The organism is Chromohalobacter sp. 11-W (assembly GCF_029889905.1).
In the GTDB taxonomy this organism is placed as follows: Bacteria; Pseudomonadota; Gammaproteobacteria; order Pseudomonadales; family Halomonadaceae; genus Chromohalobacter.
The window spans coordinates 279,880-299,798 of sequence record NZ_JARANZ010000004.1 but is presented as its reverse complement, the minus strand read 5'-3'; the positions used below and the strand labels follow the sequence as shown (position 1 = coordinate 299,798).

Sequence of the window (19,919 nt, the reverse complement as noted above, 5' to 3'; positions counted from 1 at the left end):
CACCAAATTTGATAATAACTCATAAACTATTGAGTGACGGGAGCAGCCGGAACTCCAACAACAACCTGGTCATCTTGTACATCTCTGATGACTGCTGCCCCTGCCCCGACCGTCACTCCGTAACCAATTTTGATCAACTGTTTGATAGACGAGCCGATACCGATCCAACTGCCCTCGCCTACACGTACGGAACCAGCCACAGCCGCACCAGGGCAAACATGCACTCCATCACCCAGAAAGCAGTCATGATCGATACTGGCACTAGTATTGACGATGCATGCAACGCCAAGCTCGGAGTCCACTTGGATTACTGAGCCGGCAAGTATTACACTCCCAGCACCGATTTTAACAGAATCACTGACGGTTGCACGGGGATGAATAATGGTTGTCAGTTTAGCCCCCTTCGACTGCAGACCACGCGTCTTCTCCAAGCGAATTCGGTTATTCCCAATACCCACAACAACGCCATCGAAGTCGCTCAGGCGATCAAACAAAGAACTGGAATCGCCAACCACTGACCAGGAGCCATTCTCGGCAACCTCTGGCCAGGCGTCATCGAAAAACACGACCTGAGCCCAACCAGCTTGCAACGCGGTATCCGCTATCACCTTGCCATGGCCACTAGCACCTAGGATGGCAAGCTTAATCATCCTTATTCCCCCGAAAACGCTCCATCGTTGCCTGCCCTTCCGCAGAGATGCCATCACGCATGATGACTTTCTTGATTGTCAGCCACAAGATCTTACAATCTAGCCATAATGATTGATGGTCAACATACCAAACATCGAGTTTGAATTTCTCTTCCCAACTCAAAGCATTCCAACCGTTAACTTGGGCCCAACCAGTCACCCCAGGGCGCACCTCATGACGACGATACTGCTCTTGATTGTAAAGGGGTAAATACTCCATCAGTAGTGGGCGCGGGCCTACTAAACTCATATCGCCCTTCAACACATTCCATAATTCCGGCAATTCATCCAAGCTGGTCTTGCGAAGAAAGTTACCAAAGGGCGATATACGCTCGGCATCTGGTAGCGGATTGCCATGAGCGTCGATGGCATTACACATAGTGCGAAACTTGACCATCTTGAAGGGCTTGCCGTAACACCCCGGTCGGGTCTGGCGAAACATCACTGGCTTCCCCACTCGACGACGAATGAGCAGCGCGACGATTGCCATTACGGGCGACAGTAGCAGCAACGCGAACGAAGCAACGATGATATCCAACAGGCGTTTCATGGGCAGTAATTCAGTCGGCTAATGAGTGTAGGGAGTCATCACATCATTCAGGTAACATCACCTGCCTTGCTAGAATGCAGGCATGGCGAAAATGTCGCGAGCGGTTCGAATTATGCTCCTACACAGTGGTTTCGAGTGGGAGCGCCTTCCATCCAGGCCTCGCAGCTATCGGCTAGAAGGTAACGGTCGAACGCTCGGCGGCTAAGGCTTGAGCACGCGGTCCATCTTCGCCGAGCAGTCGCGGCTGATCTAGGACCTCGGCGAAAGCCGTTAACTCATCGAGCGTCCCGGCGCTCCCTCCAACACTGGCTCTCATCCTAATGCCTCCGCCAATCATTCGACCATGGCGTAGCCCAGAGGGTTGTGGCACCAGTGACCAGAATGCATACCGCAGGTGCATCGTTCATGCTTGGCACTTAAAGATCGCCAAAGGACTGATCAACAGTCCGCTGAATGGCAAAATCTTGCTCGACAAGTTCTTGGATGGCATCGACCAAAGCCATGGCATTCCGGGCGGGAGCCAGTATGTCCGTTTCCCTGCGGTTCAATAGTACTTCGGTAGCTCGGTACATCTAAAGCAGGCAGACGATAAACCGCCTAGCCCTCAGGCCAGCAGCGCTCTTCTCAACCGATTTTAGCGCTTCGGTGCCGATGTATTCTTTCACTGTTTCAGGTGGTAAGAGAGCATGGCTAAACTGAACTGATGTCTTCTTGCCTATTCTGAGGTCTCTGATTGGGGAGTGCATAGGGCGCCTACAGAGTCAACAGCGTACCATGATGCCGACGCCACGGATGTTTCTATTATAGGTTCTTAACCATCATCAAATACCTCGTCAAACTCACAGAAACCCCGAAAGAAACGAACTCTGGCCACTCCCTCCGGCCTACAGGTTTGTTATCGACAACAGGTGGTCGTTCACTCGATCCACATCAAATCGCTCACGCACTAACCCAAGGCTTTCCTCTGACATCGAAACAATCACATCCCTTGGCCGTTGAAGGAGAGATTCCATTGCATCAGCCAGCCCACGACTGTCCCGTGGCGGTACCAACAGCCCATTGCGCCCATGCTTAACCGTCTCCCGACAACCCGGTGCATCGGTGGTAATGATCGGACGTCCAGTAGACATGGCCTCCAGTACGGAGCGCGGAGTTCCCTCTCGATAGTAAGATGGCAAGACAAAGTAGCGACACTGGGCTAGTACCGACTGTATCGGCTGAACGGCTCCTAGATACTCGATTGCTCCCTCCGCAACCCATTCGTCAACTTCAGCCTGAGAGATACCCGCCGGGTTTGGATCAAGCCCCCCGGCTAAAAGAAAGCGGGTATTCGGAAACCGTTCCCTCACCTGGCGAGCCGCCTCGACATACTCCCGCACCCCCTTGTCCGCCACCAGGCGGGCGACCATAAGGAAAACCTGGTCATCAGGCAACGGGTGCTCTGGAAAGTCAACCCGGTCCACGCCTGAACCGTAAACCCGCACGGACCGTTGCGGATCATTCACCAGCCCTAGTTGCTCGAAAAGTGCCTGATCGTCCGGATTCTGAAAGATCACCTTTTCGGCGTCCTTCAGCCCACGGCGATACAACCCCATGACCACCTGGCGCAGTAGCGCGCGCTTCAAACCAGCTCCTTCCGTGAAGGCGTAGCCCAACCCGGTGATCATGGGAAAGAAACGAACCCCCCCTACCGAGCGGGCCGCCATTCCCCCATAGACCACCGGCTTGACTGTATAGGCAATCAGGCTATTAGGACGCACCTCGGCAAGCAAGCGCTTGATTGCACAAAACGAGGACCAGTCCCTAATAGGGTTTGCACTGCCACGCGACAATGATACCGGCATGAAGCGGATGCCCCAAGACTCCAAAGTATCGGCAACACTAGCAGCATTCTCATCCGGAGGTGCCGCGGCCACCACCTCATGGCCCCGTAATTTTAGCCGTTTTAGCAGCGGACCGCGGAAATTAAGCAGGGAAAGCGACACTCCTCCCAACACCAAGATCCGTTCGGGTTCGATAGTGTTACTCATAAAACCTTCCTATCTCTTATTAAGCGCCTCACTTCGACAACCAGCAGCGAAATCAAACTTACCCCCTTTTCCATAACAACCTCCTCGCGCGGGTCATTTCATTTCTCCTCGTAACACAAAGCATTCATAAAAATAAATACTGGTTCACGACCGACCAAGACCAAGAGCCTCTTAATATGCACACATACGGCCCGCCCACATACCCCCCACGATAGGAGGAGGTAAACATGACCATGTCCGATTCTCCATCAGCGGCACGACATCAGACAGGCGACTGCATACTCGCCGGTCCAAGCAAAGCGAGCCTCGGGGTAACGTTGTCGTACTAATTTAGCGACCGCCACAAATACATGGATCTCTTCTGGCTTAACATGATGCCATAATGCTTCACAATTATGTTGGGTACGATCAACTAGGGTGAAACGATCAATGTCGATGCCCGACCCCACGATCAGGCGCTGATTGGTGGCTGACACCCAGCCATGCTTTTGAAACAAGGCCTAGTCATCTCTATTCTGGAAGACAGGCATATTTCATTTCAGCAATGCAAAACGATAGCCAGCACTCGCTAGTTGGGTAACCAGCCCTTCCTTAAACGAAAGTATGCGCAAGGCCAGTTATGAAATTTACGACACGCACACTAGCGCAAAGCTCACGGCAGGCTACGATAGACCCAAGGATAACTGGCTTGGCATGAAAGTGGTGTCCAACTTGGGACGATAGCGGCGATAGGTATCACGCAAGCGCTGATACGCCTTAAGGTCAGTTGTTAAGGGAAAGTTACCACAGCGAAAGGTAACTGACTTGAGAACTACCCCGAGTGCGACGATTTCTCGACTCTCGACATCATTCGCAGTCATCAATATGACCTGCCCCACTATCAATAAGTGTTGAGAAATATTTACACGAAAACTTTTGGGAGCATAGAGTGATTGGCGGAAAACACAATACCCCCATTAACCTGAATAATAAAATCATTATAAAACTAGATATGTAAAAAACACATTTAAATATGAAACAGGAAACAAAACTCTATGAATCATTCTATAGAGGAAAAAATAGTAGCCAATAAACGAGGAGATTGAGCGCCCAATGAATACCATTTCTCAACACACGCTCGGCCAGCACTGCCCATCGCCTCATGGTTTGAAAAATCTGCTTGTAACAGGGCTCGCAACGCCTGATCCCACTCTTCGACTGTCTCAGCAAGTAGTCCATTTTTCTCTGGCACCACAATCTCTTTATTTACCCCCACAGGGGATGCTACTATTGGTAAACCACAAGCCATATACTGGATCAATTTGTAACCACATTTGCCTCTCTCGAACGGGGTGTCAGGAAGGGGCATTATACCAATATCAAACCGCTGAATTGACTCCACTTCCGTTTCTTCAGACCAAGGCCAGGCTTCCACCGGCGAGTTTGCGAAATCCCCCTCTCGAGCCCCAACGGCCACAAAGCGCACCGGCATTTTCTCTTTGATCGACTCGAACACCGGCAAAAGTGGCTTCAAGTATCGGCTGGTTTTTGGCGTTCCGATCCAGCCAACGATCGGAACCTCACCAGTCACTCTGAGCTTCGGCTGATAGCGGTCGGCATCTACCACGGTGGGGACGATTTCTATTTTTCGCGCACCAGCTTTTTGTGCCCGCTCGGCCAGGTATTTATTACCCGCTATTACCGCTGCTGAATGGCGCATTACCGTATCTATTTTACGACCCAGTATCTGCCTAATTATTGCACTGGAGTGGCAATCATAGCGATGGAATAGAGCATCGTCATAATCCACCACGTATGGGACACCTATTGCCCGCAAAAGCCGCTCGGCAAGTGCGGGAGTGAAGGGGAACAGCTCCTTTTCGATAATCACCACATCGAACCGCTGTGCACGCATCAAAAACGTAATTCTGCGGGCGTATCCCCTGAATACTTCACGCCAGCGAGAACCGCCGTTATAGAGGGCGTACAGGTAGGCATTAGACAATAGCGGCTCAACGGTAACTTCAACACCCTGAGCCTGAAAATAAGGCAGGTATTGCAAAAATCGAACCCTGGAACTGGCAGCCATCGGGCCGTACCGGGATAACAGAAGGACTTTCATGGATTCCAACGGCCCTCACCACGCATAATACGACCCATGCTGCACCATAGCATTCGATACGCAGACCAAGTTTGGCGCACCCCAGCCCTATCGCCACGAGCAATACACCAAGCCGTTCGAGTAACCGGTTCAATTAACCCTGTTACCGCCACTAATAACCAGGCCTGCCACGATGGAAAATGTTTGAAACCGTATAGCAAACGGCTACGCAGAGAATAAAACAGACGCCTCGTCTTGACCTGCCGCGACGTGCCGCCGCCAGCATGGAAAGCCCTGGCGCCGGTCAGATACCAGCTTTCCCAACCGGCGAGCTGGGCACGGCGTGCCAGCTCCACCTCCTCGAAATATACGAAAAACCGTTCGTCAAATCCCTTGCACTCGCTGAACACTTCTCTTCTGACCAAAAAAAAAGCGCCCATGACCTGATCCACACGCCGCGTATCATCATGATCCCACTCGGCCATGCGCATCCCCATTCCACGAAGCCCAGGCAACCGATCAACTCCCAACGCCGACGCCGTCAGGCGCAACAGCGTCGGGAACTCTGCACAGGTCCGACTTACCTTCCCGTTTTTATCAACGAGTTGTATACCGCAGATGCCTACCCTTGCATTTTCTGGCTGCCGCATAAATGCCAGCGGAACAGAGAAAGAACCCGCTTCCACACGCGTGTCCGGATTAAGAAACAACAGATATTGCGCATCCCCCACCATCGCTCCCATATTGCACGCTGCGGCAAAGCCGAGATTTTCACCCGTGCGGATGACCTTGACACCAAGGAGATTTTCAACCATGTCAGAAGAACCGTCGGTAGAGCCATTATCCACCACGATCACCTGCGAGACGACATCATCCCCATGCGCAAGCACCGAGTCTACACACTCGCGCAATTGTGAGCCGGCGTTCCAGTTTACTATAACAATATCAATATTCATCAGCCTCATCACTTATAAACTTTTGAGCACGCCGAGCGAGATACACAAAAAAACAATGGAAACAGCAATATCGCCAAATAAACAAATGTAGTCAAACTAAACTGCCAAGCGTAAAAAACCATAACCAAAGGATATACAAAAATCGACAGCAACAGAACCCACACACCCTGATTTCTCGAAGCCACATGAAACAAAAAAGAATAAAACAAACCTAATAAGGCCATAGCAGCATATACTCCGATTGAACCAAAAACCACATAAGGATTCGACATATATGTATACACATTAAACTCCCCGGGGGGAGCGCCCGGGACATAAGCACAACGAGAAGCTGTACCAATTAAACTATCAATACTCCCGCCTAAAATAGTACCAAAGACGCTTTGGTAGCAAGGTACTGGTTCAGCTCCATAGATCCAATTATCAAACGAACTTACCCCATAACCAATATATTTCACCAAAAAAAACTCAGAATCAGAACCACCTACCTTTCCGGCACCGAAAGCAATAACAAAAGACAGGACCAAAAAAACCAAAGCTGCAGTCAGAAAAAACTTTAATCTGAACCCGTAGACCCAAACAAAAATGTAAGAAACAGCCGCAATCTTCATCAACAAGCCAGTTCTTTCAGCAAAAGCCAAAGTTCCCAAAAGAGACATTGCCAAGTTAACTAATGACAGCTTAGGGAACCCCTTGTACGCATAAAACAATGCCAGAGAAAAACTAAATAAAGAAAGATAACCAATAGATTTTGGAGTAGCCCCCTCAACAGTGTGCGAGTACCGCAGATTGAAAAATAAATCGCGCTCGCCTAGTGCACCAATCATTATAATAACGTACAAAGAGACAACTGCACCTAGAAGACCAAGCAACCAATATATTGAAACCAATGGTTTATTGATTCTGTTTGACGGTACGAAACGGGAATGTCTGCGAATTGATTGGGTGGAAACGGGCACGCTAAACAATAGACGGACAAAAAGATAAGCCACACCAAAAGACAACAATCCGCCTAAAAACAACCAATGAGAAAGGGACCAATCAGAATAAACCAAAATATTGGTTATCAAGCCAACACTTCCAAACGACATTAAAATCGTTAGAGGAGAAAGCCAAATGCTATTTTTTGAAGTAAAGAAAGAGGCTTTCATGCCCAACACACCATAGGATAAGAATCAAACACTAGGGAATCAACCCTCTCGGTTTATCAGTTCAGGAAGCTCGAATATCAGCAGAGATCTCAAAACATTGCGTACATTATCAAGGCGTATAGCCCCATAACCTCAAACGATCCTCCTGCGCTTCCGCAAATTTAAGAAGCTCTGAATTCTTGCGGTAAGAGCATGCCCGATCAGGGTTAACAGTCCTTGTAACCATTCGAATTCTTTCATCGAGTACTGACAAACCACAAAAACTGGCAGCACCTTTCAAAGTATAAAAAGGATCAGATAGTAATTCTTCGTAACGCACTCGAAAAATTCTATTTTCGGGGAAATTTTCCAACTGATCCAGTGCTTGATACTGGTAAGATTCCCACAAAGAAAAACCACCTTCAAGAGACAAGCAGCGTGGGGAATCGGAGAACCCGCCTCGTTTTGGGTAAACCCATGAAATGGGTTTGAATTGCTCATACCTTTTCGTTGTCGTATCTACCGAACGACTAGCTCGTACGCACAGGCTTTGCGCAACGTCGACGCCATGTCTTTCGATAAAAATAACCCGTGCATTCGGAAAAAATTCCAGCCAAAAAGGAAGCGTGTAGGTATTCCTGGGATCCTTCCATCCCCAAGGGACACTCAACTCCGGAATCGAACGGTACCTAAGATAACGACGGAACCCTAGGTAACGAGCGGCACGCGGGGAATTCATCAACTCCCTCACGTAGCTTTTGGAAGAGGAAAGCACAGTTTTAGAGGCTTCTTTCCATAGATCAGAAATCGGCTCAGGCTGGTCCCAACGTGCACCACATTGCGACATCAACCAAGCATTGAGCTCCAAGAAGAAAAGTGCTTCATTGTTTTCATCTTTTTTCTCTCCAACAAACAACCCAAGTTGCTCAAGCAAACGCCCCAGCAAGCTTGTCCCTGACCTATGCATACCGATAAATATAATTGGCGAACTCAAAACAAAGCCTTCCCTCAATAATCAGTAAAACTGCTCAGTTACTTCCAGCAACTCAGATCCCAACCCAACTCACACTCCAACCGCTCAACATCGCGAAGAAATAAATTCCTCAAAAAAACCTCGTCGTCATCATTCAATGGAGACTCGTACTGTCTGGAATGAACACGCTTTTCTTCCACCACACTTAATGATGATACCCCCAAAAATTCAGTTATTTTGTTTAGCGTCGAGGACGGAGCCCCCAAAAGGTCTTCATGCCTAAGAAAAAGGACTTGGTCTTCCGGGAATATTTTTCTAACTCTTTTAACTTGCTCAAAATAGAAACCACGAGAAACGTATGAAGACACTCTCGAACAGTCACCGACGGCATCTTCTCGACGAATACATGTAGAAAAGGAATCTTTTTCGAGACCGCGTTGACGCTCCATATTCCAATGGCTATATGCCCTAGATACGGGGTCTCGCAGAACAAATATCAGCTTAATCTTAGGGTTATATTTTTTTATTCTCTCCAGGCTATTCGGCCACCAAATGTATATTGGTGTAGATTCTCCACGCAAGCCATCAGATCCGCATGGGTAAAAGAATGAATGATAATACGCATAACGAAGTCGCGATGGAAGTTTTTGCACCAACTCATTGTCAAAAAAGTGGACCTCCTTCCTACTTGCCATACATACCTGTGAATGATCTCTAAGGTATGTGTCGAGTGCACTCGTACCACCTTTTTGCACACCACCTACTACAAACCCAATTCGCGGGCTAGAGTTCAAAAAAAACTCTATAAACATTTGACTCATTCTTAAAGGCAGACTTTTCTTTGGGTTAAAAATTTTACCTATGATTTTCATTTTACCTTCAAACCACCCCAGGCCGAATGCCTAAAACATAATAAACTTTAAAGGACAGCACTACATTCCAGATCAAAATTCCAAAACCGATTGCAACTGAAGCCCCCGTGGCACCATAAGCAGGAATTAGAAAAAAACTACACACCACCACAACCAACAATGCAACGAGTTGCCCCAATAAGGAGTGAGCTTCATAACCACTCATTACCAGCAGCCTCCCTACCGAGCCAAACACGACATTGACGAGCTGGCTAATTGCGAGGATCACTAACGGCCATGTTGCTATCTCAGCATATTCCGCTCCAAAAATAACATTCAGAATAGATTTGCCGAAAAAAATCAATGGCAGAGCAATCGGTAGCGCCACTACTAGTGCCATCCGGGCCGAGTGACGACTTATGGCTTGCAACCTTGCGCGATCCCCGGAACGATGTATCCGGGTAATATGTGGACCAATCACTAAGTTAACTACGGTCAGGGATAGAACCACCAACATTCCTCCCCGTTCGGCCACCTGCATGGCAGCCACTTGTTCGTCCGTGCTCATCCAGCCCAGCAAGAGAATACCGACTTGTGCATTCAGAGTGCTAGCCATCACTAGTAATGTAAAGGGAACCCAAGCCCTCAACCATTGTCGGTTCTTCACGGGACCGTCTGGAAGTGTTACTTCTTCGCTTTCGGCAAATGTACGTCTGAGCAGCACACTGCCCACGACGAAGGCCAATGTGACCCCAGCGAGGAAGGCAAGCAAGGCCGTCAAAGGATTCAAAGCACCTGCCAGGAGCAGGGAAGCGGCAACGAGCAACAATGTTAGCGGGCGCACAAATAGCTCGGCGAACTGCCCTTGTACCACCCGACGCAGCCCTGCCAGGATTCCGGAACGCACGGCATTGAAACCGAGTAACGGTAACGCAGTCAGCCCCGCCAGCAGCATTGTCCAGCGATCATCGGCTCGCCAATCGGCCATCCAGACAGCGACGCTACCCACCACCATGATTGCCAGCACACTACCGATCAAAACATGGCGATTGGCCCAGCGCAGAAGCGCACGGATCAAATCTTCTTGACCAGACTGATGCAGAGCCGCCGTTTCACGGGTAGTGAGTTGCATCATCGCCGGCGCAAGAGGAATGGATAGAGTGGTGATCAAGGCAATAACGAATGCATATTGACCAAATCCTTCCGGGCCAAGGCCACGAGCAAGTAATATACTTGCCAGAAAAGTCAATGGCACCGAAAGCAGCTTCATCGCGCCCACGCCCATCCCCCCACGAAGAAGTTGGGCGCGCAGTCCACTCCCCTGCCCCATCGCAACTAAACGTTTCACCCGCCCTCGACTCAATCGAAATACTCCGCCTTGAGGAAAGACGGCGCTTGACCATCCTTGGGAGAGATCAGTGGTTGTCCCTTGATCGGCCAATCGATGCCCAGTTCGACGTCGTCCCAGCGAATTGCCGCTTCACAGTCAGGTGCGTAGAAGTCTGTACACTTATACTGAAACTCGGCCATCTCACTAATGACTAAAAAGCCATGTGCCAAACCAGGCGGAATCCAGAGCTGATTTTTGTTATCCGCAGAAAGCAACTCTCCTACCCACTGTCCAAAAGTTGGTGAACTCTTCCGGACATCAACCGCCACATCGAACACCTCACCGACTGTCACACGGACCAGCTTACCCTGAGGGTGTGGTGGTAGCTGGTAGTGCAACCCCCTCAACGTGCCTTTCACCGAGCGGCTGTGGTTATCCTGTACGAAGGTCACTGGGTGTCCTACTGCCTCGTCAAACGCTTTCTGGTTGAAACTTTCATAAAAATATCCACGTTCATCACCAAATACCTTGGGCTTGATTAGCTTAACGTCGGGGATGCGAGTCTCGATCACTTCCATATGATTAGGCCTCTAGGTCGGCGAGCTGCTGGAGATAAGTACCGTAGCTGTTCTTTTTTAACTCCTCTGCCTGTACAAGCAGCGCCTCGCGGCTAATATAGCCCATTCGGTAAGCCACTTCTTCCAAGCAAGCCACCTTCAAGCCCTGACGTTTCTCCAGGGTCTCGATGAAATTCGAGGCTTCATGTAGCGAATCGAAAGTGCCAGTATCAAGCCAGGCATAGCCACGCCCAAGCAGCTCGACATTGAGATCACCGCGATCTAGATAGGCTTGGTTAATACTGGTAATTTCCAGTTCGCCACGATGCGAGGGTTTTACCGTTTTAGCAATCTCAACTACATCGCGATCATAAAAATAGAGCCCGGTCACCGCATAGTGTGACCTGGGGTTCTCGGGCTTCTCTTCAATAGAGGTGGCACGCCGATTCTCATTGAACTCCACCACGCCGAAACGCTCAGGGTCGGTGACTCGATAGCCAAATACCGTGGCGCCATTTTCACGGGCATTGGCGGCCTGCAGCAACTTAGAAAAACCTTGACCATGGTAGATGTTGTCACCCAGCACCAAACAGACCGAGTCATCGCCAATAAACGTCTCGCCAATAATAAAAGCCTGCGCTAAGCCATCTGGGCTAGATTGCACAGCATAGCTGAGCGCGATACCAAACTGACTACCGTCACCTAATAGACGTTGAAAGCCTTCCTGGTCTTCTGGGGTCGTAATGATTAGGATTTCTTGGATACCCGCCAACATCAACACCGACAGCGGGTAATAGATCATCGGCTTGTCGTAAACGGGCAATAGTTGCTTGGAGATACCCTTGGTAATGGGATAAAGACGCGTACCAGATCCGCCCGCGAGAATGATACCTTTACGAGCCATGAAATACTCCTTTACTTGTTCCCGTCCACATATTGTTCGTTACGTTTCAAGGTAGTCTTTTAATGTAAGCCCCAACTGGAAATCCCAAGTTGGCATTGTGATAGAAAGTGCATCCTCGAGCTTGTCGAGGTTGAGCCGAGAGTTCAAAGGACGTTGGGCAGGCGTCGGGTATTCTGAGGTGGGGATGCCAGAGACGTTGTTTTCTTCAATTTTCAGGCTCTCGCCTAGCGCCTCTGCCTTTTCAAAAATGCACTTGGCAAACCCATGCCAGCTTGTCGCACCCCGCGGCACAAGATGATAAACCCCTGGGTTGATGTTGTGACTCAAGCCCAATAGCGTCACTTGCGCGATCAGGCGTGCGGACGTCGGCGCTCCAATTTGATCGGATACGATATTGAGCGCATCCTTTTCACGAGCAAGGCGCAGCATCGTTTTCATGAAATTATTACCACGCGCGCTGTATACCCAGCTTGTGCGGAATATCAGATGGCGGATACCCGCCGCCTCGATGGCTTGGTCACCTTCCAGCTTCGTTTGGCCGTATACGCTGAGTGGGCCAGTCGGGCTATCTTCTTTCCACGGCGTATCGCCACTGCCTGAGTAAACATAATCGGAAGAGTAATGCACCAGGCATGCATTGTGATTGATACAATAGCTCGCCAGTTGTTGCGGTAGCTCGGTATTGAGCCGCTTCGCCAATACCGGCTCACTCTCAGCCTTGTCGACTGCTGTATAAGCGGCCGCGTTGACGATGGTATCGGGTCGGTGAGTCGCCAGCCAATGCGAGACAGCGTTTGCATCCGATAAGTCGAGCTCATGACGGTCCGGCGCCATGACCTCACCCAGCACGCTCAGATCGCGCTGCAGTTCATGACCGACTTGTCCCGTGCCCCCCGTTACGAGAATCTTGTTCACGGTTTGTCTCATGCCCCAACCCCTAGGCGTTGTCCTTGGTAACTACCATCCTGTACACGTTTCCACCAGGCCTCGTTCTCCAGATACCATTGCACAGTCTTCTTCAACCCCGTTTCGAAGGTCTCGTCAGGCGTCCAGCCTAATTCACGCTCGATCTTGCTGGCATCTATGGCATAGCGAAGGTCATGCCCCGGCCGGTCAGCCACAAAGATGATTTGATCGCGATAGTGCCCCGCATCCTGCTTGGGAGCTAACTCCTGCAGCAAGTCGCATAGTGTCTGTACGACTTCCAGATTGGTTTTTTCGTTATGGCCGCCGATGTTGTACGTCTCACCGACTTCTCCACGTGTTGCCACTTCCACCAAGGCACGTGCATGATCTTCCACGTACAGCCAGTCCCGCACTTGTTGACCATCTCCATACACTGGCAACGGCTTACCGGCCAACCCATTGAGAATCATCAATGGGATAAGCTTCTCAGGAAAATGGTAAGGCCCGTAGTTATTGGAGCAGTTGGTAATCAACGTCGGCATGTCGAAGGTGCGCTGCCAGGCCCTCACCAGATGATCCGAGCTTGCCTTGCTTGCGGAATACGGGGAGCTTGGAGCGTAGGGTGTTGCCTCTGTGAACAATCCTTCCGGCCCTTCCAGATCACCGTAGACTTCATCCGTCGAAATATGATGGAACCGAAACGCCTGCGCTTTTTTCGGGTTGGTCTCCTGCAGCGCTTTCCAATAGCGGCGCGCAGCCTCCAATAAGACAGAGGTGCCCATCACATTCGTTTGAATGAACTCTGCGGGACCATCGATGGAACGATCGACATGGCTCTCCGCCGCCAGGTGCATGACGACATCAGGCTGATGCTCATCGAAGATCGCCTGCATTGCTTGCGCATCGCAAATATCCGCTTGTTCGAACGTATAGCGGTCATTGTCGCTTACATCAGCTAGTGATTCTAGATTGCCAGCGTAGGTCAGCTTATCGACATTGACTACGCTGTCGACCGTATCCTTAATGATATGACGAATCACAGCCGAGCCGATAAAACCCGCGCCGCCGGTGATAAGCAGTTTCATAATTTCCCATCACAAGTTTTCCCAAAGCAAAAATCGCTTTGGTCAATAAAAAAATTGTAAAATTATTCAGCATTACGACGCATATGCTGACAAATCAATCCTATAAACTGCATCAAAAACGCCCCCATAATAGCCAGCATCCCACCTAGCACGGTACCTAGAGCGATAATGAGCTTTTTATTCGAACCGGTGGGCTCCAAACTCTGTACCGCATGCTGAGTAATCTCCCCTTCACGCAGTTCATTGAGCTGGCCTTCCAAATCAGAGACGCGGCTATAGTAAGTAGCGATTAATTCTGCTGCACTCGGGCTTGAAGATTGTCGAGCGCTTTCCAGCGCTTGCTTAGCCGAATCAAGTTGACGTTCAAGCGATGCCTTGCGGCTCTCCACCAATTCCGCCTGATCTTCTTGCAAGCGGTCAATCACGTGTTGGTGAAGCGTCGCTACCAGCTTTTGATTATTTTGCGTGGCGTCGCTACTTAATTGCAGCAGTAACGTATTGCTCGGGTTGGAGGCTTCAACCTTAAACGGCAGTGATTGGAGGCCCTTTTCTTCCAGGAGCTTGCGCGTTTCCGGTCCGAGATACAGATTCTCCGTTTTGGCAACGACAGAAGCAGGGGATTCGATGGCCACGCGTTGACCATTGCTATTAGTGTACTCGGCCACGCTGTAGAGCGAGGTGTATTGATAACGCGCCGCTTGCATCAGCGCGAAAACCACCGCCAGAGCCACGACGACAACGAAGATCACGGCCATGGCCTTCCAGCGGCGTATCAGGATGACAGCGAGGTCCACCAAGGATATTTCATCATCGTGTTCGTAGCGCCGCTCGGGCGTAGGGTTCTGGTTTTGTTGCGCGGGCGGTTGTGTCATTACGCAGTTATCCTTAATCGCCAACAAGGTCTTGATTTGGGCACGCTACCGCCCTGGGATTCACCGGGCGGCTTCCCAAGGCCCTAGCATAGAATAGGCGCGATTGCTCCGCTTGGTGCGTTAAGCTGGTCAAGCGATCACGAGAGGCCAGCAGGAGAAGATGCAACGCAACGAGCGGACGCCGCTCACCTTCCTGGTTCAACCCCCGGCCTGTAAAAGCATCGCGGTTGTCGATGGCGCTCGATTCGAGGAGACAGCAACGCGTAACCTTCCTTGTTACGCCGCCCCATTCTATGTGACCCCTTCCCCCTTCTCTACCACCAACACGTTGATTTTTTGTGTGTTCGACCGCTTCGCTTGTCGCCTGCTCGCGACAGGCAACCATGGCCTACAGGTCATTTCGTGGTTGCCATGTGCCGGCTCAAGGCGATTACGGCGACCGCTTAGGGCCTATTCGGGAAAGCGATAAGGTACGCGCCTCACGCTGTTTCCTTGAGGCGCTGGGAGACTTGCTTGATGAAGTGACCAACGAATACGGACATCACAGCAAGCAGCAGCCCGAACATGGCCCCGCCCACCAGGATCACTAGCGGATTGAGGCTGGTGGCACTCTCGCTCGGCGATGCCAGTTGCTCGATACGGCCTTTCCGAAGGCCTTCCAGGCGGGTGGAGGCTTTCACTTGTTCTTCTTGGTATTTGACCAGGACTTGGCCGGTGTTGGCGCCATCATCGCCGCGCAGTTTCTCGATGCTTTCATCCAGACTGGCTACCTTTTTCGAGAATAGCCCATGAACTCGCTCATACTGCTTGTTCTGATGGGCTGCTACGGCTTGCAATATCCGCTGATGCAAGACTTTGACATTGTTGTGCTGGCCAGGTGCTGCTTCGCTCTTCAGCACCAACAACAGCGTATCCTCCGGCTGCGTCAGGGTGACGTTGAACGGAAGTGAGCCGAGCCCCTGCTGCTTGAGCATCTCGCGGATGGCCTGGGGCTGATAGTAGAGGCGGGTTTTGTTGAGCACGCCCTCCGAAGCTTCAAGGCCCTGCGCTCGCTCTTTGGCGTCTTCCGGTTGGGGTTTGGCCGTATCCTCGGCCATCTGATAGACAGACGAGTACGTGTACTGGGTCGGTAGCCACCAGGCGACCAGCGCACTGGCGAGCAGCACGCCCACGAAGACGAACAGCGCGACCTTCCAGCCACGCACGAAGACGACAGCCATATCAACCAACGACACTTCATCGTGCGTGGCCGACGTGGCGGTTGCAGCATTTCCTGACATGAAGCCCCTCGCGTTTACGGTCTTGGGGCGCCTTATATGCCGCGCCCTTTATTCTTTATGTCGGTTAGCGTTGCGCTAACACGGTTACCTACGGTCTTGTATGCCGCTTGGAAACGAAAAACGCGGCCTTAGCCGCGTCAGCCTGCAATATTAAGGTAAGTTAACTTTCGTGACCAGCCGTCATGAGGTTTTTACTCATTGAGACTTAGCGGAACCTCATTACAGGCCACGCTCTCGCCCCAGCCCCGCGGCCTCGCTGCGTTCCCCCTCACTGCCGTTACGGCAGCACCATTCCTACTTCATGAATTCTCCTCCCACAGAGGTAGCTTTCTCGAATGCGACTGGCAATTTAATCAATAGTTACTTATAAAGTGACATATAGGTTACGCAGCTACGGGAGGAAAAACACGATGCCACCGGTTCGAGCGTCCGCCTGCCATCACGACGGCACACCGCCCTGCGACGAGACGGGGTTGTTCAGCGAGGCGCTGCAGGCGCAGGTGCGAACGCACTTCTATTACGTCGATCACTGCCCCATCGATGGTAGGCGGATTCACCTGAACGCCGCCGGGGAGCCGCTGGCCTTGAAGGCGGCGGTCCAGGTGGGCGCGGAGCTGGCGAGCCTGCCGGCGCCGCTGGAGGCGGATGCGCCGGGGTATTCTGCGCAGGCAACGGTGGCCACTCACGGCTGGGAGGATCTCGAGACGTTGCTTGGCGTGTCGCATGGTCGCTTGTGGCGGGCGCCCAGCGTGGATGAGTGCTGGGCACGGGTGTTGGGTCTGGCGCTGGAGGCGATTCCCCCGCAGAGCCAGGTGGTGAGTACAGTGCTGGCGTCCAGCAATGAGACCACGGCCATCGCGCTGCATGCCAGGCGGCGGGCGCTGAGCACCGCCACGGTGCCGGTCAATCCGCTGACCGGTCGGCTGGAAACACTCGAGTATGCCCGCTGCGTGACGCCCGAGACGCGTGTTGCCACGCTCGTGCATACCTGCCCCGTCACCGGCATTCGCCAGGATGTGGCCGCGATTGCACGCACCATACGCGAGGTCGCGCCCTCTTGTTTCATTCTGGTGCTGGGGGCGCATCATGCCGCGCATGGGCCGCTGGATGTGGCGCAGTGGGAGATCGATGCCTATGTGGTGGGGTCGGAGGCGCTCTTCTGCCGCCCTCGCCAGGGGTTTGCGTGGCTGTCGCGGCGGTTGTGTCTCACCATGCGCGATGCGCCACCGAGCGGCTTGATGCCACCGCAGCGAGGCGAGACGCCCGACGTGTTGGCGAGTATCACCGAGTGGGTGGCGTATCTGGATTGGCTGGGCGGGTTTTTCTCCACGACGATTCCCCGGCGCCCGCGCCTGGTGGCGGCGAGCGAGGCGATTCAAGCCCATGAGCGGGCCTTGCTGCAGCGCTTGTTGCATGGCGTCGATGACGGCCTGCCGACGACGCGCGCTACCATTACCACTACCACGCCCCCGCTTTCCCGCTGCGGCTTGCAGGGGCATCCCCGCGTGCGGGTGATCGGCGCGCCGCATGCACGATGGCGAGACGGCACCCTGGCGTTCGATGTGCGAGGCATCGAGGCGTGGGAGGTGGTGCAGTGGCTGGCCGCCACGGGGATCAGCGCCCAGCTTTTGAACTCGCCCGAGGCCGAACGCTTGCTCACCCCCTTCGGGTACAAAACGGCCACGCGGTTGGCGCTGAGTCATTACAACAGCGAGGAAGAGGTCGTGGCCTGCTTGCAAGCGCTGGAGCCCTTGCTGGAGCGACCAGCGAAGGGGAAAGGGTAGGTGGCATGCACGCATGCCCTGCACACTATGACCGATAATGCTATGCTACATGGGAGTAGCATTTATGTAGCATATCCGTTGCGAGGCGCTTCCCATGACCGCTGAAGTTCTGAAAGACCCCTTGCCCGACCCGGCTGAGTATCACGCACCGGCATCGTATGCACGTTTCGTTGAGGACCTGAAAGCCTCGGCACGTGCCGAAGGCGAGCCGGTCATCAGCCCACGATTGTTTGCCAGTGCCCTGCGCATGGATATTCAGACACTTGCCAGCCGCGCCCACGTGCATAGATCGACCATCACTCGGGGCCAAGGGGCCGAAAAGCTGCAAAGTTTTCTACGCGACGCCATCCGCGTGCTGGGGGTAGCCGCAGATATCAATGGAAACCTGCCGGACGCCCTCTTCTGGTTCCGCAATGAGCCGATTCCCCCTTTCGACTATCAAACCCCCGAGCACCTGGTGAGTGCTGGCCGCACCGATGATCTGGTGCGCTATATACAGTCGCTTAAAGCTGGGGTCACCGGATGATCCAGCGCCTGCGGTTTGCAACAGAGGCTTATCGTGTTCATGTGCCTAGATGGGCATTTGCTCCTACTAGCGGAGCCGGTGCAGGTGAACATGGTGGTCGACTGAACCGCCCTGGGGTACCGGCACTTTATCTGGCTCTCGAAGAAGCCACCGCGTTGGCTGAATACAAGCAGCTTTCAAGTTTGATGCCGCCAGGGCTCATCGTGAGCTACGAAGTCAAGATACGCCACGTCGTAGACTTCAGCAGAGGGTACAACGAGGACTGGGACGAGATCTGGCAAGAGCTCCACTGTGATTGGCGCAGACTATGGTTTAACGACCATATTGAGCCCCCTTCCTGGCTTCTCGGCGATATTGCCCTCGCTGCGGGCAGTTCAGGCATTCTCTTCCCTTCGCAAGCCAATCCTGCTGGCACCAACTTGGTCATCTACCCTGAATCACTGGAAGAGGACGATATGTTAAAGGTCCATAATCCCAATGGGCTGCTTCCCAAAGATTCGAGTTCTTGGGAGTGACGTGAACATGTTAGTGCGACTCGAAGCGCACCAGAGCGTGCAGTTCAGCGAGCAGCTACGCTCAGGAGGGCTGATCTAATGGAAAAACTCTTGAACTTCGAAACAGGCACTACCAAGGGAATTCGCACCGACCACGCCAAGCGTCTGAGGTGACACATGGCCCACATGCACAATCCCCCGCACCCCGGTGAGACGCTGCGCGAAGATGTGTTGCCAGCGCTGGACATCAGCGTAACGGAAATGGCTCGCCGTCTGGGGCTGGCGCGGGAAACCCTGTCGCGGATTCTACACGGGCGGGCGCCGATTAGCCCCGACCTCGCCGTTCGCCTGGAACGGGCCGGCATCGGCCGGGCGCGTACCTGGCTGGCGGTACAAGGCGATTACGACTTGTGGCAGGCCGAACACCGCGCCCAGCCGGACATCGAGCGCTTCGCCAAGCTGGCGTAAGCGTGGTTTGAGAAAATTTCCCCAAGCCAAATGGATTATGGGTAGGGCGCCACAACGGCGCCCTTTGACTGTGTCGATCAACCACTAAATCCGGACACCAGTAACGACCGTCGAAGGCGAGAGAAACTGGAGCGCCAGCCCGGTGCATCACCGTTGACGGCTAGGGATATTCCCGGCGAGCGTGGAGTACGTCCAAGCACGCCACTCAACCGTTAGCATGCCGGTGCTTCTTGGACTCGATCATGGCCCGGATACGCGCCATCGCTTCGTCATGGGGGACGTTGGGGCGCGGGTCGTCGAGGCTTTGCTGAATGCGCTCGCGAAACCACCGGTCGTAACGGTCGGCTTGCTCCTGCGTCTCGAACTCCGAGACGATAGGGTCTAGTGAGGTACTCATCATCAATTTTCCTCGTGTACCTTTGGTCTACTCTAACCAGCGAAGAACCGTTGGATG

Annotated in this window: 19 protein-coding genes; 4 read left to right on the top strand and 15 right to left on the bottom strand. The window is 52.5% G+C overall.

The genetic code is table 11. The features are described from left to right. Positions 1-26: 26 nt before the first annotated feature. The 14 genes from OP494_RS08080 to OP494_RS08015 form a co-directional block, all read right to left on the bottom strand. Positions 27-650, bottom strand: coding sequence for an acetyltransferase (locus tag OP494_RS08080; protein ID WP_280540226.1), 624 nt, complete (start codon positions 648-650; stop codon positions 27-29). After that, the gene (locus OP494_RS08075) at positions 643-1,239 is read right to left on the bottom strand and encodes a sugar transferase (protein WP_280540225.1); all 597 of its coding nucleotides are present in this window, start codon (positions 1,237-1,239) and stop codon (positions 643-645) included. Before OP494_RS08075 ends, OP494_RS08080 begins: the two co-directional genes overlap by 8 nt. Before the next feature lie 884 nt (positions 1,240-2,123). Next, the gene (locus OP494_RS08070; protein WP_280540224.1) at positions 2,124-3,269 is read right to left on the bottom strand and encodes a glycosyltransferase family 4 protein; all 1,146 of its coding nucleotides are present in this window, start codon (positions 3,267-3,269) and stop codon (positions 2,124-2,126) included. A 1,039-nt stretch (positions 3,270-4,308) separates the two neighbouring features. Continuing rightward, positions 4,309-5,337, bottom strand: coding sequence for a glycosyltransferase family 4 protein (locus OP494_RS08065; protein WP_280540223.1), 1,029 nt, complete (start codon positions 5,335-5,337; stop codon positions 4,309-4,311). Positions 5,338-5,366: 29 nt separating this feature from the next. Continuing rightward, on the bottom strand, positions 5,367-6,305 hold the full coding sequence (locus OP494_RS08060) for a glycosyltransferase family 2 protein (protein ID WP_280540222.1): 939 nt from the start codon (positions 6,303-6,305) through the stop codon (positions 5,367-5,369). 8 nt (positions 6,306-6,313) lie between these two features. Next, complete coding sequence (locus OP494_RS08055) at positions 6,314-7,456, bottom strand: O-antigen polymerase (protein ID WP_280540221.1); 1,143 nt, start codon at positions 7,454-7,456, stop codon at positions 6,314-6,316. Between the two features lie 109 nt (positions 7,457-7,565). Then, positions 7,566-8,429, bottom strand: coding sequence for a sulfotransferase (locus OP494_RS08050; RefSeq protein WP_280540220.1), 864 nt, complete (start codon positions 8,427-8,429; stop codon positions 7,566-7,568). 858 nt (positions 8,430-9,287) lie between these two features. Next, entirely contained in the window at positions 9,288-10,544 is a 1,257-nt protein-coding gene (locus OP494_RS08045) for an oligosaccharide flippase family protein (RefSeq protein ID WP_280540252.1), read from the bottom strand. Between the two features lie 74 nt (positions 10,545-10,618). Beyond that, positions 10,619-11,167: a dTDP-4-dehydrorhamnose 3,5-epimerase gene (gene rfbC, locus OP494_RS08040; protein ID WP_280540219.1), complete on the bottom strand. Its 549-nt coding sequence runs from the start codon at positions 11,165-11,167 to the stop codon at positions 10,619-10,621. 4 nt (positions 11,168-11,171) lie between these two features. After that, positions 11,172-12,050: a glucose-1-phosphate thymidylyltransferase RfbA gene (rfbA, locus tag OP494_RS08035; protein ID WP_280540218.1), complete on the bottom strand. Its 879-nt coding sequence runs from the start codon at positions 12,048-12,050 to the stop codon at positions 11,172-11,174. 39 nt (positions 12,051-12,089) lie between these two features. Continuing rightward, complete coding sequence (rfbD, locus tag OP494_RS08030) at positions 12,090-12,965, bottom strand: dTDP-4-dehydrorhamnose reductase (RefSeq protein ID WP_280540217.1); 876 nt, start codon at positions 12,963-12,965, stop codon at positions 12,090-12,092. An 8-nt stretch (positions 12,966-12,973) separates the two neighbouring features. Then, the gene (rfbB, locus tag OP494_RS08025; RefSeq protein WP_348521699.1) at positions 12,974-14,041 is read right to left on the bottom strand and encodes a dTDP-glucose 4,6-dehydratase; all 1,068 of its coding nucleotides are present in this window, start codon (positions 14,039-14,041) and stop codon (positions 12,974-12,976) included. A gap of 62 nt (positions 14,042-14,103) precedes the next feature. Next, positions 14,104-14,913 (bottom strand): Wzz/FepE/Etk N-terminal domain-containing protein, encoded by an 810-nt coding sequence (locus tag OP494_RS08020; RefSeq protein ID WP_280540216.1) that lies wholly within the window; start codon positions 14,911-14,913, stop codon positions 14,104-14,106. Positions 14,914-15,392: 479 nt separating this feature from the next. After that, positions 15,393-16,193: a hypothetical protein gene (locus OP494_RS08015; RefSeq protein ID WP_280540215.1), complete on the bottom strand. Its 801-nt coding sequence runs from the start codon at positions 16,191-16,193 to the stop codon at positions 15,393-15,395. A 410-nt stretch (positions 16,194-16,603) separates the two neighbouring features. Between OP494_RS08015 and OP494_RS08010 the strand changes: the two genes are divergently transcribed. From OP494_RS08010 to OP494_RS07995, 4 genes are all read left to right on the top strand, one after another. Next, complete coding sequence (locus OP494_RS08010) at positions 16,604-17,977, top strand: aminotransferase class V-fold PLP-dependent enzyme (protein ID WP_280540214.1); 1,374 nt, start codon at positions 16,604-16,606, stop codon at positions 17,975-17,977. A gap of 94 nt (positions 17,978-18,071) precedes the next feature. Then, positions 18,072-18,503, top strand: a complete 432-nt coding sequence (locus tag OP494_RS08005; RefSeq protein ID WP_280540213.1) for a DUF2384 domain-containing protein — start codon at positions 18,072-18,074, stop codon at positions 18,501-18,503. Then, complete coding sequence (locus OP494_RS08000; RefSeq protein WP_280540212.1) at positions 18,500-19,018, top strand: RES domain-containing protein; 519 nt, start codon at positions 18,500-18,502, stop codon at positions 19,016-19,018. Before OP494_RS08005 ends, OP494_RS08000 begins: the two co-directional genes overlap by 4 nt. 156 nt (positions 19,019-19,174) lie before the next feature. Further along, entirely contained in the window at positions 19,175-19,465 is a 291-nt protein-coding gene (locus OP494_RS07995) for a HigA family addiction module antitoxin (protein ID WP_280540211.1), read from the top strand. A gap of 205 nt (positions 19,466-19,670) precedes the next feature. On the opposite strand, the gene OP494_RS07990 is transcribed toward OP494_RS07995, so the two are convergent. Further along, complete coding sequence (locus OP494_RS07990) at positions 19,671-19,862, bottom strand: stability determinant (RefSeq protein WP_246921012.1); 192 nt, start codon at positions 19,860-19,862, stop codon at positions 19,671-19,673. Between the last annotated feature and the right edge of the window lie 57 nt (positions 19,863-19,919).